Source organism: uncultured Marivirga sp., from assembly GCF_963974845.1.
Classification (GTDB): Bacteria; Bacteroidota; Bacteroidia; order Cytophagales; family Cyclobacteriaceae; genus Marivirga; species Marivirga harenae.
Genome location: NZ_CAXBEQ010000001.1, coordinates 365,593 through 388,477, shown reverse-complemented (window position 1 = coordinate 388,477; position 22,885 = coordinate 365,593). Strand labels below are relative to the sequence as shown.

Genomic DNA, 22,885 nt, shown 5'->3' with positions numbered 1-22,885 from the left:
TTTATTTTTTAATCAATTTCTGTTGCACTCTGAAATTTTTGGTCTCTACAGTGATAAAATAAACTCCCGGACTAATTTCATTCAATGGTATTTCAAGCTTATTATTTGTTTGAAAGTCATGTAAACCATTATACACCGTTTTTCCTGTCAAATCACTTAAAACTACACTACTCAATCCTAAATACTCATCACCAGTATACTTCAGATTCAGATCATTTCGGATTGGATTGGGAAAAGCCCGAAATCCTACAGCCATCAGACCTTTCCTATTTGAAGTAAGCGTTATTCCTTCTGATTGAACGGTACAAAAGTCGGTCGATACTTCAACTGAATAAACCCCTGATCTTTCTATCGAAATAGTTTGTGAATTAGCTCCATTAATAGGCTCTCCATCCAATAACCATTGGTTGCCTTCTTGATAATTTGAAGTTAGTCCATTTTCAGTTAAAGTAATAACTGCTGGTTCAAGTTTTTCAACATAAAGAGTGGCAGTATCAGAATCAATACTGTCTCCTTCAGTTTTCAGTACAATTGAATAATAATCAGTTGGTAGATTATCTGACAGAGAAAAACTGAAGAAGTTATCTTCAATACTTATGGCATCCAATTCAATAGATTGTTCATTTCCAGCCCCATCCATCAGCAATGCGTGATAATTAAATGAACTGCTCAATTTCCCAAAAACATTTTCAAACCTTAGGTCAATAACTTGATTCGAACAGGTTTGGGTGGTGTCTTGACCCAAAGTTATGCTGGCCTTAACATATATTTCATTTGAAGTATATTCACAGTTGCCAAAAGATTTTGTCTGAAAATACAATCCCTCTTGAAAAACCTCAAGACTATCCAAATCCTCAGAATTACCAACTAGCACGTTATTTCTGTACCACGTGGTATGCTCATTATCGTTGGAAATTAGAATATTATCTACTTTGGTAATAGTAGATGCCTCAGCGGTATCAACAGTTATAGGTCTAGAAACTATTTCAAAATCACCTGCTGTTGGTACGGTTGCAATGAAGTATTCTCCGACCGCCAATTGCTGCGGGATCTTTACATTCATGTTGAAACTAGAAGAATCCACGATTTCTAGCTCCGTTGCAGATGACATACTAACATCAGTAGATAAAATCACCTTAGCTAATTGATTTTCGTAATTGAATCCTAAGTATTGATAATCTATATTGACCACTGAATTAGGGCAAACTATATCACTTGAAATATCAATGATTTCGAAAGATGCACTTTTAGTTTCGATGGAATCATAATGAACATAGTTCTTTTGAAAAACTTTTTCAGTCCTATCTCCATTGAATGCGAAGATTTTGATGAAGTAGTTAGATTCCTCAGTAAAATCTGAAGCCTGGTATAGTACTTCTTCCGTATCTCCAGCATACAAAATCCTTACACTATCAGTCAACTCAGGGGCACTATTGAAACCGGTGAAACTGTTATATGTACTAAATTCCAAAGAATCTACTGGGGTAAATTCAAAATCTCGAACTAGAGATGCTACTACGATAGAACCATCTGCTTCAAAACCATTATAATCAAAAGCTATTGAATTACTTTTAATCTCAGTAATATTGAAATCCTGTAATTCCGTATCCGGCACTCTAATCCAAGTCCTTGCCTCCACTACAGCTGAAGTATCAGTTTTATAATGAGGATCAAACCCATCTAAATCGTTAAAGCTATAGGCTTCAAAAACGTAATTGGTGTTCTGTTCAAGATTACTTACCGTAACCTGATCTCCATAACCTGAAAACAGAATATATTCATCATCATTGAACACTGGATCCACTTTACCGAAACTTGTATTTGCTGGATAACTAAAGTAATTGTTTGGCTCAAACTTAGTAGCGAATCTTTTTCTACCCACAATTAGCACCTTTTCTTCAGGATTAGCATCCCAAGACAAAGTAACGGTTGAATCCGTAACAGTTGCCACTTCTAAATTCTTAACTATTGAGTCAGGCATAGCTGACAATTCTCCATTGACTGACTGGATATTAAATCTCGGACCCGGAGGGTTAGCGCTTGATCCACCTCTTTTTCTTAAATAAGCACGAAATCCATCACCCTTCGTAAGACTCAAATAGGTACTATCAAATTCTTTGGGATCACCAAATGAACTCAAGTAAAATTTTGTAATAAAGTCTTCTGTATTAGAGGAATTCAGACTCATTTCCATTACGTTATACTCTGAAAATTCCAATTTAATGACAACTTTTTTATTTTCATCATTTGGTAAAATTGTTAGATATTGCCGTTGATATTTTCCATCACTATCATGAGAATATCCAATTCCTTGTGCACTATATAAGGTTTGTCCATTAGCCACTACGGAGTTATCGTAAGAATCACCAAAAAACACATCATTAGCATTAGAGGTTTTAAAATCAAATCTTGAAGCACTACTACTGTAGCTTACCATTGAATCATATTGGTTATAGCTATATAATTCCAGATAATATTGAGTGTTAGGTTTTAGGTCAATCAAATTTAACGACTCTAAACCTTGTAGATTTATTAGTTTTGCGCTTCCTAAAGTATCAGCAGATTCAAAACTACCAGCATAATTATATTTTGTATTTTGTACAGGGTTTTCATTACCTTTTTCTCCCTCCCAAATCATAAGAAGTGGTTCCCCAAATACTAAATCTCTCCATTTTACTTCTATCTTGGTTGAGTCACCATATTCTAGATATACATTGCCTGGTCGTTCAGGGCTTGACGGTGTTTTTATAGAGTCAATCTCCCAACCTTCTACATTATCATAAAGAAGCGATCTTCTGGCTATAAATCTATTCGCTCCTTTGGTATGATTATCGTAAATCTCAACATTTTCTATTATTAATGAATCATTTTCTGTTGACATGTAACCGTGACTACCTTTAGTACCAGAGTAGATCCTCCACTCCTGTTCAGGGTCATTTATTATATGATTTACAGTCAAATTAGCATCGGGACTTATCATCAGATCTCTTCCGTTTAAGAATAAGCTATCAATTGAAGGGGACTGATTGATCTCTAATTCTTTATGGTACTCTATCTTAGAAACATTATAAAATCTTGACGAAGAAGACAACCTACGTCCAATGTTTATATAATTAGGCATGGAAAGTAAATTTACGCTCCCATTTTCTGATAAACTATATGATATGGACAAGGAATCAATAGCATCAAAATCTACAGTTACATCAGAAAATCTGATACTATACAGTCTATCTGGAATCGAATTAACCTTATACAAATGAGTACTATCTCTTCCTTCAATATATATATAATCCAATCCATACTTGCTAATATCCTTGGGGATATCAATGATATTTTCTGGTAAGGCCCCATAAAATCTGCCAGCCATTGTATTAGGACCAACTTTAACTGAATCACTAAGAATCATATTGGATTCTATATTCCAATATGGATACCTGCTATAACCTTCAATGCTATCGTAATTATTGAAAAGAAGTTCTTTAGAATCTAAGCTGACATTAAAAGAATAAGCATATAAATTACCCCAAGCATCAATTTGAACCGTATCTTCACTGGAAAAGGAATTTTCATCAATAATTACAATACTTTCTTTGTTTGGAATGGTATCATGACTAACGTTACCCCCACTTGTTGTAGCCCAGTGGCTTTTGTCATTCCAGTTTCCATAACCGTTTACCCAGTAAAATTTCTGGAAATCTCCTGTAGTAAAAGTGACCTTCGTAGGGTTTACTTTATTAACACTATAAGAATCCGCATATCTTTGGGCATAGTATACGGTTGCATAATAAGTAGTATTTGGTTGAAGATCTTCAAGCAAGAGGTAATCCAAACTATTCGGGAAAGATCCTCTATCGGAATACACGATTTTACCATTTTCTTGGGTGTAATTCAAAATATCAGACTCATTCATCACAAATTGATCCAAGTCTAAGCCCTCATTAGGATCTGTACTTAAATAGACGATCTCATAAAAGTATTTAGGTGATTCCCAATCCAGCTTAATAGTTGTGGCAGTGGCATCACTTGCTGTAAGATTACTTACTTGGGTGCTTGGAGCTTCTTGGAAGAGTGCAAAACTATACATGTCATCGTAGAGAAAATTTGTTGACTTCCCAGTTCCGTTATACTCTAATACCGTATAGCTATAAACTCGATCACTTCTTATCCCATCAATCACTACCGAGTTATCAATACCATTATATAATACCTTGAATTTTCTTCCTTCATTATTATAATGGTCTTCCCCTTCTTCAAAATTGGAATTTCCCTGTGGGAAACTTTTACCGTCAAAGTCAAGCTTTGTCGGAGTAAAAAATCCATTTTCAATTGCAATTACAACTCTGGCTTCTCCATTACCATTTTCCCATTGTAACCTAATCTTTTCATTTTCTAGTACTTCATAACTAACGCTTTGTGCTGGGACAGTTGGTCTATTTGAATCCGTACTAAAAGAAATTGAATTCCGCTGCCCATAAACAGGTGAACTGGTATCAAAGAATTCGTAAAAGTCAACCTTATAATCCCTGCCAGGAACTAACTCAGTCAATTTGACTTCTTCCCCTGTTCCTATTAAAAGTATTTCTTGAGCACCTAATATATCTTGACCTACCTCATAATTAAGACCATTAACTGGTGTCATGGAAGGTTTTTCTGATTTATTTAAAACAACCAGCACTTTATCCCCATTTCCTCTTTTCCAGCTTAAATCAGCTGTATGTGCGCTTAGATTATCGACACTCAGTGAAGAAACCGTTTGTGAAGGAGCAGACTGCTCAGTTTGAAGAAATAATTCTCCATAAAAACCAAACGGTCCCTGCGAACTACTGAAACTTCCTGAATTAATCTGGTAATGAAATGTTAAAGCACCTTTATCATTACTTGCTACCAAGACATCAAGAATTTCGTAAGCACCTTTTACTTTGCCACTATAATCTACTAAAAGTGGGGCATCAGTATTTTCACCATCATAAATCCTAAACTCAAATTTACTGGCACGATAATTTAGATTTACAAAATCTGTTTTAAAGGCTAGTTTATCTCCAGTATTCTGTGGATAGAAAGTCTGTGTATAACCACCTTCTTTACTCACCCTGTAACTAAGTACTAGTGGATCATAAAGTTTAGTCTGTTGATTAATTGTAGCACTACCTTCTTCCATGATAAGATCTTCTTGACTAAGAGTCGTATATGAATTAGTAGTTATTTTATCCAAGCCGTATCGAGTGCCAACGGCATTCTCACTTAGCACTATATAGGCAAAATAATAAGTTGTCCCCGGTGAGAAACCTGCCATGTTGGTAATGGGGCTTCTTGATATTTTTTCAACAGCAAAAACTCCTTCAATGATTTCATCTCCTTGGCTATATATGTCCGCATTGACAATAAAATCATCCACCAATACGTCCTTGATAGCAGAAGTATCTATGGGGTTTTCACTTGCTAGCGTTAAACGATAATTATCATCAGGGAAAGGATTTCCGTTGACAAGTAAGTATCCAGTATTTTCAATGGTATTTTTTGTAACCATAGCATATCCACTGAAACGATAAGAATAATTCCCTGCAATGTCTGCAGGAGCTACTAAGTCATTACCGACTTCAAACTGATAGGCTGTTTCAGCATAAACTATTTCTCCGCCAATTTCATTATATTCCCAAATCTTCACACTATATTTTCCTACATTAGGTAAACTGCTGACAGAGACTGATGAAATATCACCATTAGCTACCACATATTCATTTGATGACACATTTTCACCAGAACCAAATACTGAATTTGCAGTGTAAGATTGATCATTTACTGGTGAAAATTGAATTGCGTTACTATTCGTATTCATTACAACCAACCTTTTCAATCCATTACCTGGAGTAAATGAAAAATCTATTGAGGTATCAGAAAAGTCGGTGATTTCATAATTTCTTGATCTCTCGGTGGGAGCATTTATGGATATTTCTATATCGGCCTGCCAACCATCAGAACTAAAATCTGAAGTTTCAAAATCATCACTTTCAAATTTAACAGTTAAGGACTCCCCGGAAGAAGCCACATTTAATGGCAGAGAATGACTTGAGCCAGAATAGGATTCTAATAAATTAGCCGTTGTATCAGCTCCATCGAAAATTCTCAGTTGCTCGTATGAACGAAGTTCTAATCTATTAAAGGTTAACTTTACTGATTTACCTGCTTCAGCTGAATTTAATGTTAATACCTGTGATCTGTTCGGAAAATAATATCCAGATCCACCATCATCATAAAAACTATCCCCTGAATTAACAGTAACACTCCCATTTTTCATATAAATATTTCCGCTCTCCAAAGTAGTGGTACTTTTTGAAAAACTCGTTGAAGTACTTTGGTATTTTATACTGGAATTATCAGAAGTTGAATTAACTTCCATTCGGGTTATGTAATATTCCGTATTAGGATTTAAACCTTCAATTTTTACTTGATTTTCGCTCCCTTGATATACTACATAAGTATCCGTTCCGACTAGCTCTCCATTCCCAAAAGTAGTGTTTGCAGTATATTCCGTATCATCTGCGACTGTTACATCCGGGTAAGTACCCTCACGCATAAAAACGATTCTCTCCATTCCATCACCTGCAGTCAAGCCTAAATAAACACTATCGCTAAAAATTCTTGAATAATAAAACTGACCATTATCTGTTGGCGTGGGTACTGAGTTAATTTCCCAACCTTGCGAATCGTCAATAATTAAGGAGTTTTCCAAAGCGAAAGTAGCCGTTCCGGTAAAATCTACATCTGAAATATTCACATAAGTCCCGTTAATATTTATTCCTGAACCAGTAAGAAAGGCTGTGGTTCCCTCAGTTGAAGAAATGATATGTGCCAAGTTGGTTTCTGTACCATTTGCATCAATAGAGGAAGTCACCGTCTGAGTACTTCCAGCTTCTAATTCAAGCTCTACACCTTCATTTACTTGTATAGAAGAAAAGGTATTATTTCCCGTAACATATACATCATCAAAAAGATCAGGTTCAGAAGCAATTATATTATCATACTGTTTTGACCCTCCATGAAATTCATCATTCACGTTAATTGTGGAATTGGTACTTATCACGGTAATATTGTCATCATCATTTACATTCCACCTTTCTACATTAATAGTCGCATCTGCAATATTTAAGGTTCTTACTGAAGAATAAAGCGCATAGAAGTAAGTGAAGTTGAAATTGTTTGCTCCGTAGTTTACCGTGCCCGAACTATGATAAAATACATTAGCACCAATTCCTGAATTCATATTCAATTGGGCACTTCCATCAAGGGTAACACTCACTGCATCAGGATCACTGTTGAAACTATGCTGTGCAACAAAAAGAGATTCTACCTCATCAAAAGTGAAATAAATAGCGGAATTAAGGCCAAGACTTACCTGATTTGATATATATAAAGAGCCGTAAATGTCCCAGTCACCTGTACCAATAAAATTAATGGCAAAGCCTAAATTATCTGCTGTAAGATCATGAAACGAAATATTTTGATTAAAATTGACTTGCTGGTCATTAGCCGAGAAAGAGTTGGCATCGAAAAACAGATTATCTTCTTCACCGGGAAGATTTGTATGAAGCGTTGACCCTCCACTAGTTGTTGCCCAATGGCTAAGATCGTTAATATCACCTGTGCCACCAATCCAAAAATAATCAGCTGCGTGAACGTTTAATGAAAATAAAATTAAAAATAAAGACAATAGGGATTTAAGGGGGGAGTAAAATTTTTCCATAAAGAATTAAATGTATTTAAGAATTATTTTTACAGGAACAGATTTTCCCAAACTTCAAAACTAATATATTAATATTTTGCAGCAAACTACTTTAATACAAATATTTACAGAAACACTCTATATCAATAAAATACTTAAAATAGTGATATAGAATTTGCAATCTTCAGTAATCACTACTATACTTGCAACATCAATTAGGGGTGCCTTAATATAACGGGCTGAGAACATACCCTGAACCTGATCTCGGTAATGCGAGCGTAGGAATTTTGAACAAAAATCAATAAATATGAATTTAAAATAGGATTCTGGAACGATTGTTCCTGATAATCCATTGTGAAGATAAAGCGTTTCAACGCTGGGGTGCCTTAATACAACGGGCTGAGATCATACCCAATGAACCTGATGCCGATAATGCGGTCGCAGGGATTTTGGTTAAGGAAAATGAAGGAGGTACATACCCCGCCTCCACAAGTTTCACTAACAAACAATTTACAAAATGTTACAATTAACTAAAAAGTGGTTTTCAACTGCTTTAGTAATGCTAATGAGCATGCAATTAATGGCTCAAAATAGCATTGTGGGAAAAGTGATTTCCCAGGAAGACAATTCACCTTTAGTGGGAGCCAGTGTGGTCATCCAATCCATACAAAAAGGAAGTGCAACGGATATTGATGGGAATTACCGCATCAATAAAGTTGAAACTGGAGACTTTGAAATAAAAGTTTCTTATATCGGATACAAACAGATGGTAAAGAAAATCACTGTGGAAGGCCAAGACATCCAGCTTAATTTTGAGTTGGAAAAAGATATACAGTTAACAGACGAGGTAATGGTTTCTGCCACCAGAGCAGATGAGAAAACACCCACCACTTTCACCAATATCAAAAAAGCTGAACTCAATAGGCAAAACTTAGGACAAGACATGCCCATGCTTTTAAATTATACTCCTTCCATGGTCACCACTTCAGATGCAGGTGCTGGTGTAGGCTACACCGGTATGCGAATCAGAGGAAGTGACGGAACCAGAATAAATGTGACTGTGAATGGAATTCCAATTAATGACTCGGAATCTCATGGGACTTTTTGGGTAAATATGCCAGATTTAGCCAGCTCGGTGGATAATATCCAGATACAGCGAGGAGTTGGGACTTCTACCAATGGAGCCGCTGCATTTGGTGCATCCGTCAATATGCAAACCTCAACACCAGCTCAAGATGCATTTGGGGAAGTAAATAATTCTTTCGGCTCTTTTAATACCAGAAGACATAATGTGATTTTCAATTCAGGAATCACGAACAGTGGCTGGTCATTTGAAGGGAGATTATCTTCCATTCACTCTGATGGATATATTGATCGAGCGAGTTCCGATATGCAATCCTATTTCTTATCAGGGGCTTACTACGGGGATAAAACCATAGTGAAAGCTTTAGCTTTTGGCGGAAAAGAGCAAACTTACCAAAGCTGGTGGGGTACTCCGGAAGCCCGCTTAGAAAATGATGAGGAAGGAATGCAGGAGGTGATAATTAATAATGGATACACTGATGAGCAAGCAGAAAATCTGTTGAATTCAGGTAGGACATTTAACTACTACTTATATGATAATGAGACCGACAATTATCAACAAGACCATTATCAGTTACACTTATCTCACCAGTTCACTGAAAACCTTCAAGCCAATGCCGCTCTTCATTATACGTATGGAAGAGGTTATTATGAGCAATATAGAAATGATGATGACTTGGCTGACTATCAGTTAAATGATATTGAGATTGGCAATGAAACGATCAGCTCGAGCGATTTAATTAGAAGAAGATGGTTAGATAATCACTTTTATGGTTTTACCTACAGCTTCAACTATCAAAAAGCAGATTGGGACATCACTTTAGGCGGTGCATATAATGAATATGATGGCGATCATTTTGGTGAAATTGTTTGGGCAAGATTTGCAGGTAATTCAGAAATTAGAGATCGCTATTACGATAACTACGGTAGAAAATATGATTTCAACAACTTTTTAAAAGCAAATTATCAGCTTAATGAAAAGCTAAATCTATTTGCCGATTTGCAAATTAGAAATATCAATTACCTCACAAAGGGTATTGATGCTGATTTGGCTCAAATCAATACTGGTGGAGAATATACATTCTTTAACCCGAAAACCGGTTTCACTTATAGCTTACCTAATAACAGTCAATTTTACGCATCAGTTGCTATAGCCAATAGAGAGCCGGTTAGAAATGATTTTGTAGATGCACCACAAGGCATAATACCTCAGCATGAAAGCTTATATGACTATGAGTTAGGCTATAAAAAGCAAGCTCGTAATTATAGTACCGAAGTTATAGTGTATTATATGGATTACGATAATCAATTGGTATTGACCGGAGAACTTAATGATGTGGGTTCAAGTATTAGAACAAATGTGGACAATAGCTACAGAGCCGGAATAGAATTAATTGGTGCCTATAAATTCAATCAACAATGGTCTCTAGGTGGAAATGCTACATTCAGTCAAAATAAAATAGCCAATTTCACAGAAGTGATATATGATTATGGTGAAGCTTTTGATGAATTTAATGTTATCGAAAATGAATATAGTAATACAGATATTTCATTCTCCCCTAACATCATCGCAGCGGGAGAAATTACATATCAACCCTTGAGGGGCGTGAAGTTCACATTTTTAAATAAATATGTAGGCAAGCAATATCTCGATAACACTTCAAACGATGACAGAGCTTTAGATCCATATTTCGTAAGTGATTTTGTAGGAAGCTATCAATTTAGTTTGCCGTTCTTGAAAACAGCTGAACTTAAATTAATGATCAATAACGTTTTTAATGAGATGTACTCAGCCAATGGTTATACCTTTGGCTACAATGCTGGAACTTATGAGGTAAGAGAAAATTATTTATATCCTCAGGCAGGCACCAATTATTTATTGGGCTTGAATTTGAGGTTTTAATAACAACGAAATATCATCAATCCTGACAGATTTTAAAAATCTGTCAGGATTGAAGTAGCACCTTTATACTTTATTCATGCAAAATAAAACATTCATCCCCTTTTACGACATCAAAAAATATCCTCATGAGGTTTTGGTTGTAGATGCTCATCATCCGCAGGGCTTTGACTTATCACATTGGAGAGGAGCTCCTGCTCCTAAAGGCTGTCAGGCGGATACTAGTACAGAAATTGTACTAAAAGCCATTCAGAATCAGCTCCCTGAGTTAAATAAAAAATATGTGACTAATAATCACTACGACATAGACGGCTTTCTGGGCGTTTGGGCAATTTTTAATCCTTCTATCGCAATGGAAAATTATGATTTATTGACTGAAATGGCTCAAATTGGGGATTTTAGAGAGATAAATTTTCAATATCTTGAATGGAAAAAAGCATTGAAAATCGTCTGTTGGTTGAATGAGAAAGAAGCAACTTTATTCTACCCTCCTTTTGGCGCACCAGAGATCGCGGAAAAGGAAATGGAAGCCTGTGTACCTAAATACATTCATTTTTTAGATGCTTTCAATAAAGTAATTGATTTACCATTAGAAGTAATTCCTGAAACGGAAGAATTCAATTTAGTTTTGACTCATCTTGCAAAAATTGATCAGCAAGAAACAATTGATGACATTAGAATGCATATTGTAGATGCAAAAGAACCACTGCATTACTATGCATTATATAACAATAGTCAACTGGCTGATATGGTTATGAGTATTTATCCGGACAATCGATACGAACTGGAATTTAAATACACCACATGGATCAATACCAACAGAAAACATTTTCCAAGAATCAGTATGGAAAAGCTATGCGATCAATTAAACCACATTGAAGAAAACGGTAAAAAATGGGAGGCCGAACATTTTACGGATACCGCCCCTATTCTTCGTTTGAAAGGAAAGAAATTAAGCAAAAAGGAACGTTACTTAAGCCCTTGTTTTAGGCCTATCTATTCTTCAAGTATACGACCGGAAGATTTCAAAAGTATTTGCTTCAGCTATTTTAACGATCATTATAACTTCTTAAAGAAAGGCGAAACACTTGATTGGAAACAAGTGAGAAAGATCAATGACAAAATATTTACTTAAATAGTCAAATGAAAAAGGCCAGATCGCTTCAAAAAAAATGCATATCTGGCCTTTTCAAATTACTTAAATATTCATCTATTTCTCTTCTTTCTTGTCTTCAGCTTTTGCGATCAAAACCTCAGGAGCCTCTTTTAACAATGTATTATACCAGCTCACCAACTTTTTCACATCGGAAGGATATACTTGATTTTCATCATAATTAGGCAAAACATGCTTTAGAAATGCCATGATCTCTTCTTTTGATGATTTTGCATCAATCCCCAAGTCATCTGCAAACTCATCATGCATGATATTAAAAATCTTTTGCAAAGGAACATTTCCTTCTGCATCAGTTGTATAGATAGATATTTCATCCAAAATGGAAACTCTATCGTGAGCATGAGCCACAAGCTTTTGCTTCTTTTCGTCCAATGATTCTAAAATAACGCCTGTTCTGGAAGGCTTAACTACCTGAAACAAACCACCTTTTCCTGTTACTGATGCTATATCTTTTAAAGTCATGTTTTATGTGCTTAAATTTTGTAGGACGAATTTACTGCAAACATTTTCGTTTTCACAAAATTGGGGGCTGGATTTTCAGGGAAATTTGAAATTGATTAATACCATTTAGTCAAAAGTGAATTCAGATGATGACTGGAGTGCTACCTAGCACGAATAGAAAACCACAAAGAAACAAAAGAACACATATGGTATTTCCCTTTAGTGAAGAAATTAATAAATCTGAACACTTATCTCCTTGATATCCTATCAGATATTTCGGTAAAAATATAAGTTACAACCTATTCCTATGTATTGTTTGTGAACTCTTCAGTATGAGTTTGTAATAGTACCGGGGATCTCTGTGTTTTGCATAAAAAAAGCAGCTCCTTTCGAAGCTGCCTTTACACCTGTTTATTATGACTGCAATGATTTCAAACTTTAATCTACATTATCGTGCAAGAATTTATTATTACCCAAGATCTGATTATCATCATTCAAATTGAACCTTGATACATTTTGTTCAGAAGAATGCGGCACATCTCTTAATTTGACCTGCTTCCTTTTGTAAGCCGGAACCTCCATTTGCTTGTAGGCTTCAGGAGTATTGGTATGACCACCATTTAAATTCTTCAATTTTTCAATTCTCTCTTTTGAACGATTTCTTAACATTTCTTGACGCAGAGCCTCTTTCTTATCAATATCATCCTGACTTTCTGATTTATCCACTATTTCGTAATCATTGGATAAACTTTCAGTAAAATCATCTGCGTAATCGTTCTCTTCTTCCACATATTCGGGTTCCTCTTTCTTTTTAGAAGGGAATCCAAATGTGTATCCTCTTTCCTCCTCGGCAGGTGGTCTCGATTCCTGAGTGTTGCGTTTCTCAAAAGTGAACGGACTTGGTTCATTCTTTGGCTCAGGCTTTTCCTCTTCCTTCTCATTTCCGAAAAGTGTGATTTGCTTATTTGAATCCAAATCATAAACCTTTCTTGCTTCCTTATGTGGGATAGCGTTCTCTTTATAGCCGCTTTGATCGAAACCGGTTGCAATTACAGTTACAGACAAACTTTCTCCTAAAGACTCATCCATCCCATGACCAAAAATTACTTCTGCCTCATCACCTGCTCTCTCTTGAATATAATCAGTAATTTCTGTCAATTCATCCATCTGCAACTCTGCTTTCTGACCAGAGATAATGGATAACAAGATTTTCTGAGCACCTAGAATATCTGTATTATTTAACAAAGGAGATGACAATGCTTCTTCGGCAGCTCTTAATGCTCTACCGTCACCATCGGTCTTAGCTGAGCCCATAACTGCAGCACCTGCATTTTTCATCACCGTTTTAACATCCTCAAAATCCACGTTTACCTGACCTGGAACTGTAATGATTTCAGCTATACCCTTGGCACCTGTTGTTAAAACATTATCGGCTTTCGCAAAGGCATTTCCAATGGTTAAATTACCATGGATCTCTCTTAATTTATCATTAAGAATCACCAAAACCGTATCGCAATTCTCTTTTAATTGACGGATTCCTTCCTCAGCTTGACGAACTTTTTTCTTTCCTTCGAAACTGAATGGCGAAGTGACAATTCCCACAGTAAGAATATCCATCTCTTTGGCAATACGAGCTATTACCGGGGCAGCACCTGTTCCAGTACCACCGCCCATTCCAGCTGTAACAAAGACCATTTTGGTATCATTACCCAATAAATCACGGATCTCTTCCTTGCTTTCCAATGCTGCATCTTTTCCCTTTTCCGGATTTGCACCGGCACCCAAACCACTGGTTAGGTTGGTTCCAATCTGCAATTTATTAGGCACAGGACTAGATTTCAAAGCCTGAGAATCTGTATTACAGACTACAAACTCAACATCCCTGATGCCTTGGTTAAACATGTGATTAACAGCATTACTGCCACCCCCACCAACACCTATCACCTTAATGATAGATTTGTGGTGTTTTGGAATTTCGAATTTATAAGCTCCTTCAGTCATAATATCCGTGTTTTAAGTTCTTTCAGTGTCATATTGATCTTAAATTCATTACACAAATCATCTTGTTTGGTCCTGAATATCAGGTAACCAGCAAAGACAATCAAGTAATTGCCTTATAGGCGCTATTTAATAATCATCTTTATCGTCAAAATCATCTATCAAAAAACTCTTCGTTTTATTGATAATTTTTGAAAAGAAGTCTCCTTCTCTTTTAGCACTTTTTTGCTTATGGTTGATAAACATATTCTGGTTATTCAACTTAGCTTCCAAGTACCTATTTTCTCGCTCATCAATTGAGCGATAACCTGCCAATACTAATCCTACAGATGTGGCATACATCGGGCTTTTTACAGCCTCTATTTTTGTTCTTCCTAAATGTTCGTTTGGATAACCGATCCTAGCATCCATTCCAGTTAAGTATTCTACTAGCTGTCTTGCGCTGTGCATTTGCGAACCACCACCTGTGATGACAATTCCGCCAGCCAAACGACCTTCATAGCCTGAAGCTAATATCTCTGCATGAACCAAATCAATGATCTCTTCCATTCTTGCTTCCACTATATGAGCCAAGTTCTTGATAGATATCTCTTTTGGCGCTCTATTTCTTAACCCTGGAATGGAAACGATTTCATTTTCACTAGCTTCAGTTGAAATCGCTCGGCCAAATTTGGTTTTCAATAATTCTGCTTGTTGTTGCATCACCATACAGCCTTCCTTAATATCTGAGGTAATGATATTACCACCAAAAGGTATCACACCAGTATGACGAATGATATTCTCGTGGAAAATAGCAATATCGGTCGTGCCACCTCCAATATCAACCAGACACACTCCGGCTTCTTTTTCATCATCAGACAAAACGGCCAAGCTAGATGCCAATGGTTCCAATATCATATTTTCAATATCCAAACCTGCTCTTTTAACACATTTCTGAATATTATTTATAGAGTTAATATCGGCAGTTATTACGTGAAAATCAGCTTCCAATCTAATGCCCGTCATACCGACTGGATCTTTAATTCCATCGTCATAATCCACAGTATAAACTTGTGGCATAACATGTATAATTTGGTTTCCTGCCGGAATGACCATTCGGTGCATATCGTTTGTTAAGCGATTTACATCTTCAACAGTAATTTCTTCATCTCTATCTTCTCTGGTAATACTACCTCTTTGGATAGAGCTCCTGATATGATGACCAGCGATCCCCACATTCACCACTTTTATATCGATACCGGAATTATCTTCTGCCTCTTCTACCGCTTTTTTGATGGCTAAAATGGTTTTCTCTATATTGATGACCTTACCTTTAACCACTCCATCAGATACAGCCTTGCCCATGCCCAAAACATCAAGCTTGCCATAATCATTTTTGTGTCCGACTATTACCACAATCTTAGTGGTTCCTATATCTAATCCGACTACTATTTTATCATTTTGCATGTCCATGTATCGCCTTAGGTTTTTTATTCACAAATGATTTGTTCTTTAAATTGTAAATTTACACGATCGTAACGATTCCACCCGCGGTCGGGCAAAATCTTATCGTAAAATATTTTAAGTTTCGATAATTTATCGGGATAATTATATACTGTACCAAATTCGATCAATTGTTTGGTTACTTGTGGGTATATATTGATTATTCCTCGATCATCTACTTCCAACTGTGCAAATTGTGCACTCCAAAATTTATCTTGTTCTATAAATTTTATAAAATTAAATAAGTCCTTTCCCGCATCGTCTTTTAACATATCTTCTTTCAAGTAACGATTAAAGAAATCTCCCGACAAAACCATGACTCTAGCAGTAAATCGTTCTGATACTGGAAGAATTTTTCCTTGGTCACTGATGTAATGATCAGATCCATTAGCATTAAAGATTCTGGCTATAGGCCTTGCTTGAACTGCATCAACCATCATATTCCCTGCTAAATCACGATATACTTCTGCGGCTTGAATAAACCGATGTGCATTTACTCGTTCTTCCAAGTCTTTCAATTTAAAATTCTCGTAAGGAAGATTCATGATCATTTCATTCCCATTATTGGTCAATAAGCCATTAATATCTGCTTCATTAATGAAGAAATTTCCTTGTTGATTTTTGATATTGATGATAATCTTTTTGCAAAGCACTTCATCTTGCTTCTTACTCACAAAACCAATACTTACCACAAAAACTATAAGTGGTAAAATAAATTTTAGGACGATATTTATACTTCTCTTAAGCTGCATTTTGCTTATTAAACATTTTTTTTAATGGTTCAACTAAACGGTCAATATCTCCCGCCCCCATTGTTATGAAAATCTCGAAATCACGATTGCTCAGATACTCTACAATAGACTCTTTTTCAACCTTATATTTTTCATCTACTTGAATAGATTCCAATAAAATATCACTACTTACGCCCTCAATAGGTAATTCCCGTGCAGGATATATATCCAACAACATCACTTCATCAGCCAAACTCAAACTTTGAGAAAATTCCACAGCGAAATCTCTAGTTCTAGAGTATAAATGTGGTTGAAACAATACACTTACTTTTTTACCAGGGTATAGAGCCCTTACAGAAGTTAACATGGCTTTGATCTCACTCGGGTGATGAGCGTAATCATCAATAAATACAAAGCCGTCTCTTTGTATCACATATTCAAACCTTCGTTTTACTCCTTTGTAGGTCTTGATTCCTTCAATGATTTCCTTTTCACTTACTCCCAACTGATTGGCAATTGCTATCGCCACCACAGCATTTTCCACATTATGAAAGCCTGGTACCGATAACTGAAAACCGTTGATAACTTTATTATTAAGGCTGACATCAAATACAAATTGCGCATCTTTCACTTGCACATTTAATGCTCTAATATCCCCTGCATTTAATCCATAGGAGTATGGCTCTGCCTTTATCTTTTTTGAGTAGATCTCATCCCATAATCCATCTTTAATATAGATTTGACCTGCTGGATTTACATTCTCTAGAAAAAGAGAGAAAGACTTTTTTAACTCTTCCAGTTTACCATAAATATCCAAATGATCTGCATCAGTTGAGGTCACGACTGCTATATTGGGTTTTAGAGTCAGGAAAGAACGATCAAACTCATCGGCCTCAACTACAATAATCGCCTTCTTGTAATCACATTGATTCATGACCATATTGGTACCATAATTCGTGGTAATACCACCTAGAAACCCAGCTATATCTTTTTTGCCACTTTTCAATAGGTGAGCTACCATAGAACTAGTGGTTGTTTTTCCATGAGTTCCAGCAACAGCCACGGTAAACATACCTTCGGTTAGTTTACCTAATACCTCAGACCGTTTATACATTTTAATTTCCTTTTCCTTGAGGTAATTAAAACCTTTATGCTCTTTCGGAATTGCAGGGGTGTAAACTATTAGAACTCCTTTATCATTATCAAATACAAAGGCTGGCATATCCTCAATTTCATCATCAAAATGAATTGAAATCCCTTCATTTTCAAGCTTTGTGGTCAGTTCGGTTGATGTTTTGTCATAGCCATATACTTGCACCCCATTATGGTGAAACCATCGAGCTAAGGCACTCATACCGATGCCTCCGATTCCTATGAAATATGCGCTATGTATATTTTTTATCTTCATTCAATCATTTTAAAAATAATCGATACTATTTCTTCTGTAGCTTTAGGTTTAGCCATTTTCATAATATTTTCAGAAAGCTTTTTTTGTTGATCAACATTCTTCAGTAATCCAAAAGCTGTAGGTAATAAATCATCTACAGCGTCCGCATCTTTAACCAGTAAAGCCGCATCTTTTTTGACTAAAGCCTGAGCATTTTTGGTCTGATGGTCTTCTGCAACATTAGGTGATGGTACAAAAATTACTGGTTTTCCCACGACTTGCAGTTCCGAAACTGATAATGCCCCTGCCCTAGTTACGATAATATCAGCAGCTGCATATGCTTCATCCATATTCTTGATAAACTCCACAACTTTCAATTGATTCGAATCAGCATTTTCAGATCGAACTAACATTTCTTTATGGTAAAGCTTTCCCGTTTGCCAAAGGATTTGGTGATCTTGTTTGGCCAGCAAATCTAAGTTTTGAGCAATACTTTCATTGATAGTTCTTGCTCCCAAACTTCCACCCAATACCAGAATTGTCCTTTTATTTCTATCTAATCCAAAGCTTTCCAAAGCAGATGATCTCTCCGGTAATTGCAATAAGTTATTCCTTACCGGATTTCCAGTAATATTTAATTTTGAGGAAGGAAAATATTGTTCCATTCCTTCATAGGCTACGCAAATCTGCTTCACCTTATTTTTAAGCCATTTATTGGTTAATCCTGCATAAGAATTTTGCTCTTGTAACAAACAAGGAATTCCAAGATTGGAAGCCGCCCTTAAGGTTGGACCACTGGCATAACCACCCACACCAATTACAGCATCTGGCTTAAAATTCTTAACGATTTTTTTAGCCTGTCTTAAGCTGTTTAGTAGTTTAAAAGGAAAACTTAAATTCTTGAGGCTCAAACTCCTTTGAATACCTGCTATCGGCAATCCAAAAATCTTATAGCCCGCTTCTGGTATCTTTTGCATTTCCATTTTACCCTCTGCTCCCACGAACAGAATTTCAGCATTTGGTAATTGCTTTTTGATTTCATAAGCAATAGCCAATGCAGGGAAAATATGACCTCCAGTGCCGCCTCCACTTAAAATAAATCGATATGGTTTTTGCATATCCATTTAGGCTGCTTCTTTTTTAGGTAAATTTGAAAACTGCTTTTTGCCTAGGGCATCTGGGGTTTCTTCAATTTCTCCACGACTTACACTCAATATTATTCCCATTGCAATACCTGTAAATAATAGTGAGGTTCCTCCCATACTTAAAAGTGGAAGTGGTAAACCGGTAATTGGCCCCAGCCCAACAGCCACTGCCATGTTAACCATGGCTTGGACGACAATAGCAAAACTCAGTCCTGCCGACAGCAATCCTCCATAGGCCCTACCGCTTGCAGCTGCCGCTTTCATACCTCTATACAATAAAGTCAGATAAAGTAGAATCACTATTCCAGCACCTATCATTCCATATTCCTCCACCACAATAGCGAAAATAAAATCCGAAAATGCTTCCGGTAAGAAGTTTCGCTGGCTACTATTGCCCGGTCCTTTTCCTGTCACACCGCCTGTAGCCACAGCTATGTATGATTGTTGAGCCTGAAAAGGTATATTTTCCTTACTGATGAAATTCTCAACCCTATTAATGGCAGTTTGCCCCCTTTGCCCCACTACCATGGCAATACTTACTGCAAAAACTCCCACGAATGCCAGCATAGCCAGATATTTGACCGGTATCCTTCCAATAAAAAGTAAAAGCATACAGGTAAGGAATAATAGTATGGCTGTAGATAAATTAGTCATAGCTATTAACCCGCAAATCAGACCACACCATAAGAGCATTGGAATTAGCGACTTCTTAAAATCATGTATATTCTGCTGTCTTTTAGACAACATACCCGCCAAATTGATAATCAAGGCTAATTTAGCTAGATCTGATGGCTGAAAGGACTGATTAATAAACGGAATCGTAATCCATCGTGAAGCGCTGTTTAGGTTTACTCCAAACTGCCATGCATAAATCAACAGAGGCACAGACAACCAAAGCGCTAAACGCGATAATTTTGAAAAATATCTATAATCTACTTTGTGAGCCGCCCACATAGCAAAAAAGCTTAAAAACACTAAAAAGCTATGGCGAAGTAAATAGTATTCTGTATTGCCCCCATATTTGAAGTAAGCAATAGTTCCAGTAGCACTATAAACCACTAAAATACTGAGCATTCCCAAAGCAAAGACCACCGACCAAATTACGGGATCTCCTTTGAGGTGCTTGTCAGTCCAAGCTTTAATATTTTGTATACTTAGCATGACTGCGATAATTTTTTCAATTCTATTTCTCTTTCCAGTAATTGGAATGCCAAGCGAAATTGATTCCCTCGGTCTTCATAATTCTTAAATAAATCGAAACTTGCGCAGGCAGGAGATAATAATACTACTTCCCTATCTTTGGATAACTTGTATCCCATTTCTACTGCTTCCTGCATCGATTGCGTTTCTTCGATTATTGGACACCTATCTTTATAATAATCTTTAATTTTTGCATTGTCTTTTCCTAGACAAATAATGGCTTTCACATTGGTACTGACAGCATCCAATTGACTATAATCATTTCCTTTATCAACACCTCCAACAATCCAAATTATTGGTCGAGTAAATGCTTCCAAGGCATAGTAAACTGCATCCACATTAGTCGCCTTTGAATCATTTATAAATTCAATCCCATATATGCTCCCCACTGATTCCAGTCTGTGTTGAATACTTTTGAATTTCGGAAGACTGTCAGTAATCTTGTCATTCTTAATTCTAGCAATTTTGGATGTTAAAATAGAGGCCATGGCATTAGTCTGGTTATGTTTTCCTTTTATAGTCAGTAATTCTTGAGAAAATGTATGTCTTCTTTCATTCAAATTAATGATGATACCCGATGGGTTTGCGTAAGCCCCTTCATATGGTAAATCATCAAATTTCAACTCTAATAATTTCGAAGAAAATAGGTGTTCATCCAGATTCTTGTTAATTAAATTATCTTCGGTATATAATATTGCAAAATCATCTTTATCTTGATTTTTGAACAAAGAGAATTTAGACGCTACATAATTTTCAACATTATAATCGTATCTGTCCAGGTGATCGGGTGTGATATTCAATAGAACTCCAATATGTGGTTTAAAATCAGTAAAACCATCAATCTGGAAACTACTACATTCAAGCACCCACCAATCAAAATCCTCGTCTACTAATTGCCCAGCCATGCTTTTACCAATGTTTCCGCCCAGCCCCACAGATAATCCGGCTTCTTTAAACAAATGATAAGTCATCATAGTAGTAGTGGATTTACCATTAGTACCTGTTATGGCTACAATTTTTCCTGTGGTATATCTAAATGCAAACTCCAGTTCATCGATAACTGGGATGCCTTTAGCAAGTGCATTTTTCACTATTTGCACCGTTGATGAAATACCCGGACTTTTAATTATCTTATCTGCATTTAATATTAAATCGTCAGAATGATTACCTTCTTCAAAGGGCACATCCACTTTTTTTAACTTCTCTTTATTAGAATCTTGAATAGGACCAAAATCAGACACAAAAACATCATATCCCTTTGCTTTTGCTAGCAAAGCAGCACCAGTTCCGCTTTCTCCTGCTCCCAATATGACGATTCTCTTTTTCACTATATTTCTTATGTTATAAGTTCTTAGTTTTAGGTTTTAAGTATTACATCTTGATTCTAGGATCTAGATTCTAGATCATCTCAACTTTAATGTTGCTACTGATATAATGGCTAATAAAATACCCATAATCCAGAAGCGGTTTACAATTTTTGATTCATGAATTCCTTTCTTTTGATAATGATGATGCAATGGAGACATTAAAAAGACACGCTTTCCTTCACCATATTTCTTTTTAGTATATTTAAAGTAGCTCACCTGAATGATTACAGATAGATTCTCAATTAAGAAAATTCCGCATAAAACAGGAATCAACAATTCTTTTCTGACCACCAATGCTAGAACTGCAATAATTCCACCTATTGATAGGCTTCCAGTATCTCCCATAAAAACCTGAGCTGGATGGGTATTGTACCACAAAAAGCCAACACAAGCGCCCACAAAAGCCGCGCAGAAAATCACAATCTCCCCGCTGTTGGGGATAAACATTATATTGAGATATTGAGAGAAAATAGCATTACCGGAAACATAAGCAAAAATTGCTAAGGCCAACCCAATAATTGCGGAGGTCCCTGCAGCTAAACCATCTATTCCATCGGTTATATTGGCACCATTACTTACAGCAGTTACTATAAAAATCACCCATAACACATAAATGATTACTGTATATCCATCAGGAAGAAAAGGCATTATATTACTATAATCAAATTCATTATTTTTGAAGAATGGAATGGTAGTTACCATTGATTTAACATCTTCAAAGGATTTTTCTGATACCATTTCCACACCTTGAGAAACACTAACCGGTGATGCAAACTCTCGAATCGTAACATCAGGATGATAAAATAAAGTTAAGCCTACGATTAATCCTAAACCAATCTGACCAAACACTTTAAACTTGCCCTGTAATCCTTCCTTATTCTTTTTAAATACTTTAATATAATCATCCACAAAACCAATTAGACCCATCCATACTGTGGATACAAGAAGCAAAATGATGTAGATATTATCGATTTTAGAGAAAAGAACTACTGGAATTACAATAGCCAAAATAATCATAATCCCACCCATAGTAGGAGTACCTGATTTTTCAATTTGTCCCTCAAGACCTAAATCACGCACTGTTTCACCCACTTGCTTTCTTCGTAATTTATTTATCAATTGCTTACCAAAGGTGATGGTGATTAGCAATGAGAAAAGCGTGGCCATTCCTGCTCTGAACGAGATATACTGAAATACCCCTGCTCCAAGCAAGTCCATTTTTTTATTTAAGAAGTCGAATAAATAATATAGCACTAT

At 36.1% G+C, this 22,885-nt stretch carries 12 protein-coding genes and 2 riboswitches; of the genes, 2 read left to right on the top strand and 10 right to left on the bottom strand.

The genetic code is table 11. The annotated features are described in order from the left end of the window. Position 1 precedes the first annotated feature (1 nt). Positions 2–7,741 (bottom strand): T9SS type A sorting domain-containing protein, encoded by a 7,740-nt coding sequence (locus AAC601_RS01740; RefSeq protein ID WP_340152294.1) that lies wholly within the window; start codon positions 7,739–7,741, stop codon positions 2–4. A 186-nt stretch (positions 7,742–7,927) separates the two neighbouring features. After that, a riboswitch (TPP riboswitch) is annotated at positions 7,928–8,022 on the top strand. 65 nt (positions 8,023–8,087) lie between these two features. After that, a riboswitch (TPP riboswitch) is annotated at positions 8,088–8,184 on the top strand. A gap of 53 nt (positions 8,185–8,237) precedes the next feature. Here AAC601_RS01740 and AAC601_RS01735 point away from each other — a divergent pair. Both AAC601_RS01735 and AAC601_RS01730 read left to right on the top strand, forming a co-directional pair. Then, on the top strand, positions 8,238–10,706 hold the full coding sequence (locus AAC601_RS01735; RefSeq protein WP_340152293.1) for a TonB-dependent receptor: 2,469 nt from the start codon (positions 8,238–8,240) through the stop codon (positions 10,704–10,706). Between the two features lie 76 nt (positions 10,707–10,782). Further along, positions 10,783–11,838, top strand: a complete 1,056-nt coding sequence (locus AAC601_RS01730) for a DUF6687 family protein (protein WP_303267917.1) — start codon at positions 10,783–10,785, stop codon at positions 11,836–11,838. Between the two features lie 75 nt (positions 11,839–11,913). Here AAC601_RS01730 and AAC601_RS01725 read toward each other — a convergent pair whose 3' ends face one another. The 9 genes from AAC601_RS01725 to mraY form a co-directional block, all read right to left on the bottom strand. Beyond that, positions 11,914–12,339, bottom strand: coding sequence for a DUF5606 domain-containing protein (locus AAC601_RS01725; protein ID WP_303267916.1), 426 nt, complete (start codon positions 12,337–12,339; stop codon positions 11,914–11,916). A gap of 417 nt (positions 12,340–12,756) precedes the next feature. Next, on the bottom strand, positions 12,757–14,319 hold the full coding sequence (ftsZ, locus tag AAC601_RS01720) for a cell division protein FtsZ (RefSeq protein ID WP_303267915.1): 1,563 nt from the start codon (positions 14,317–14,319) through the stop codon (positions 12,757–12,759). A gap of 126 nt (positions 14,320–14,445) precedes the next feature. Further along, positions 14,446–15,762, bottom strand: a complete 1,317-nt coding sequence (ftsA, locus tag AAC601_RS01715; RefSeq protein ID WP_303272098.1) for a cell division protein FtsA — start codon at positions 15,760–15,762, stop codon at positions 14,446–14,448. Positions 15,763–15,785: 23 nt separating this feature from the next. Continuing rightward, entirely contained in the window at positions 15,786–16,550 is a 765-nt protein-coding gene (locus AAC601_RS01710; protein ID WP_303267914.1) for a cell division protein FtsQ, read from the bottom strand. After that, positions 16,540–17,937: a UDP-N-acetylmuramate--L-alanine ligase gene (gene murC, locus AAC601_RS01705; RefSeq protein ID WP_303272077.1), complete on the bottom strand. Its 1,398-nt coding sequence runs from the start codon at positions 17,935–17,937 to the stop codon at positions 16,540–16,542. Before murC ends, AAC601_RS01710 begins: the two co-directional genes overlap by 11 nt. Continuing rightward, complete coding sequence (gene murG / locus AAC601_RS01700) at positions 17,934–19,040, bottom strand: undecaprenyldiphospho-muramoylpentapeptide beta-N-acetylglucosaminyltransferase (protein ID WP_303272076.1); 1,107 nt, start codon at positions 19,038–19,040, stop codon at positions 17,934–17,936. Before murG ends, murC begins: the two co-directional genes overlap by 4 nt. Continuing rightward, the gene (locus AAC601_RS01695) at positions 19,041–20,222 is read right to left on the bottom strand and encodes an FtsW/RodA/SpoVE family cell cycle protein (RefSeq protein WP_303272075.1); all 1,182 of its coding nucleotides are present in this window, start codon (positions 20,220–20,222) and stop codon (positions 19,041–19,043) included. After that, a complete protein-coding gene (murD, locus tag AAC601_RS01690) occupies positions 20,216–21,589 on the bottom strand; it encodes a UDP-N-acetylmuramoyl-L-alanine--D-glutamate ligase (protein ID WP_340152292.1) in 1,374 nt (457 codons plus the stop codon). Before murD ends, AAC601_RS01695 begins: the two co-directional genes overlap by 7 nt. Before the next feature lie 75 nt (positions 21,590–21,664). Beyond that, positions 21,665–22,882, bottom strand: a complete 1,218-nt coding sequence (gene mraY, locus AAC601_RS01685; RefSeq protein WP_303272073.1) for a phospho-N-acetylmuramoyl-pentapeptide-transferase — start codon at positions 22,880–22,882, stop codon at positions 21,665–21,667. Positions 22,883–22,885: the final 3 nt, after the last annotated feature.

Coding starts and splice junctions, on each gene's coding strand:
- AAC601_RS01740 (WP_340152294.1), bottom strand. CDS start 7,741: ATGGAAAAATTTTACTCCCCCCTTAAATCCCTATTGTCTTTATTTTTA.
- AAC601_RS01735 (WP_340152293.1), top strand. CDS start 8,238: ATGTTACAATTAACTAAAAAGTGGTTTTCAACTGCTTTAGTAATGCTA.
- AAC601_RS01730 (WP_303267917.1), top strand. CDS start 10,783: ATGCAAAATAAAACATTCATCCCCTTTTACGACATCAAAAAATATCCT.
- AAC601_RS01725 (WP_303267916.1), bottom strand. CDS start 12,339: ATGACTTTAAAAGATATAGCATCAGTAACAGGAAAAGGTGGTTTGTTT.
- ftsZ (WP_303267915.1), bottom strand. CDS start 14,319: ATGACTGAAGGAGCTTATAAATTCGAAATTCCAAAACACCACAAATCT.
- ftsA (WP_303272098.1), bottom strand. CDS start 15,762: ATGCAAAATGATAAAATAGTAGTCGGATTAGATATAGGAACCACTAAG.
- AAC601_RS01710 (WP_303267914.1), bottom strand. CDS start 16,550: ATGCAGCTTAAGAGAAGTATAAATATCGTCCTAAAATTTATTTTACCA.
- murC (WP_303272077.1), bottom strand. CDS start 17,937: ATGAAGATAAAAAATATACATAGCGCATATTTCATAGGAATCGGAGGC.
- murG (WP_303272076.1), bottom strand. CDS start 19,040: ATGGATATGCAAAAACCATATCGATTTATTTTAAGTGGAGGCGGCACT.
- AAC601_RS01695 (WP_303272075.1), bottom strand. CDS start 20,222: ATGCTAAGTATACAAAATATTAAAGCTTGGACTGACAAGCACCTCAAA.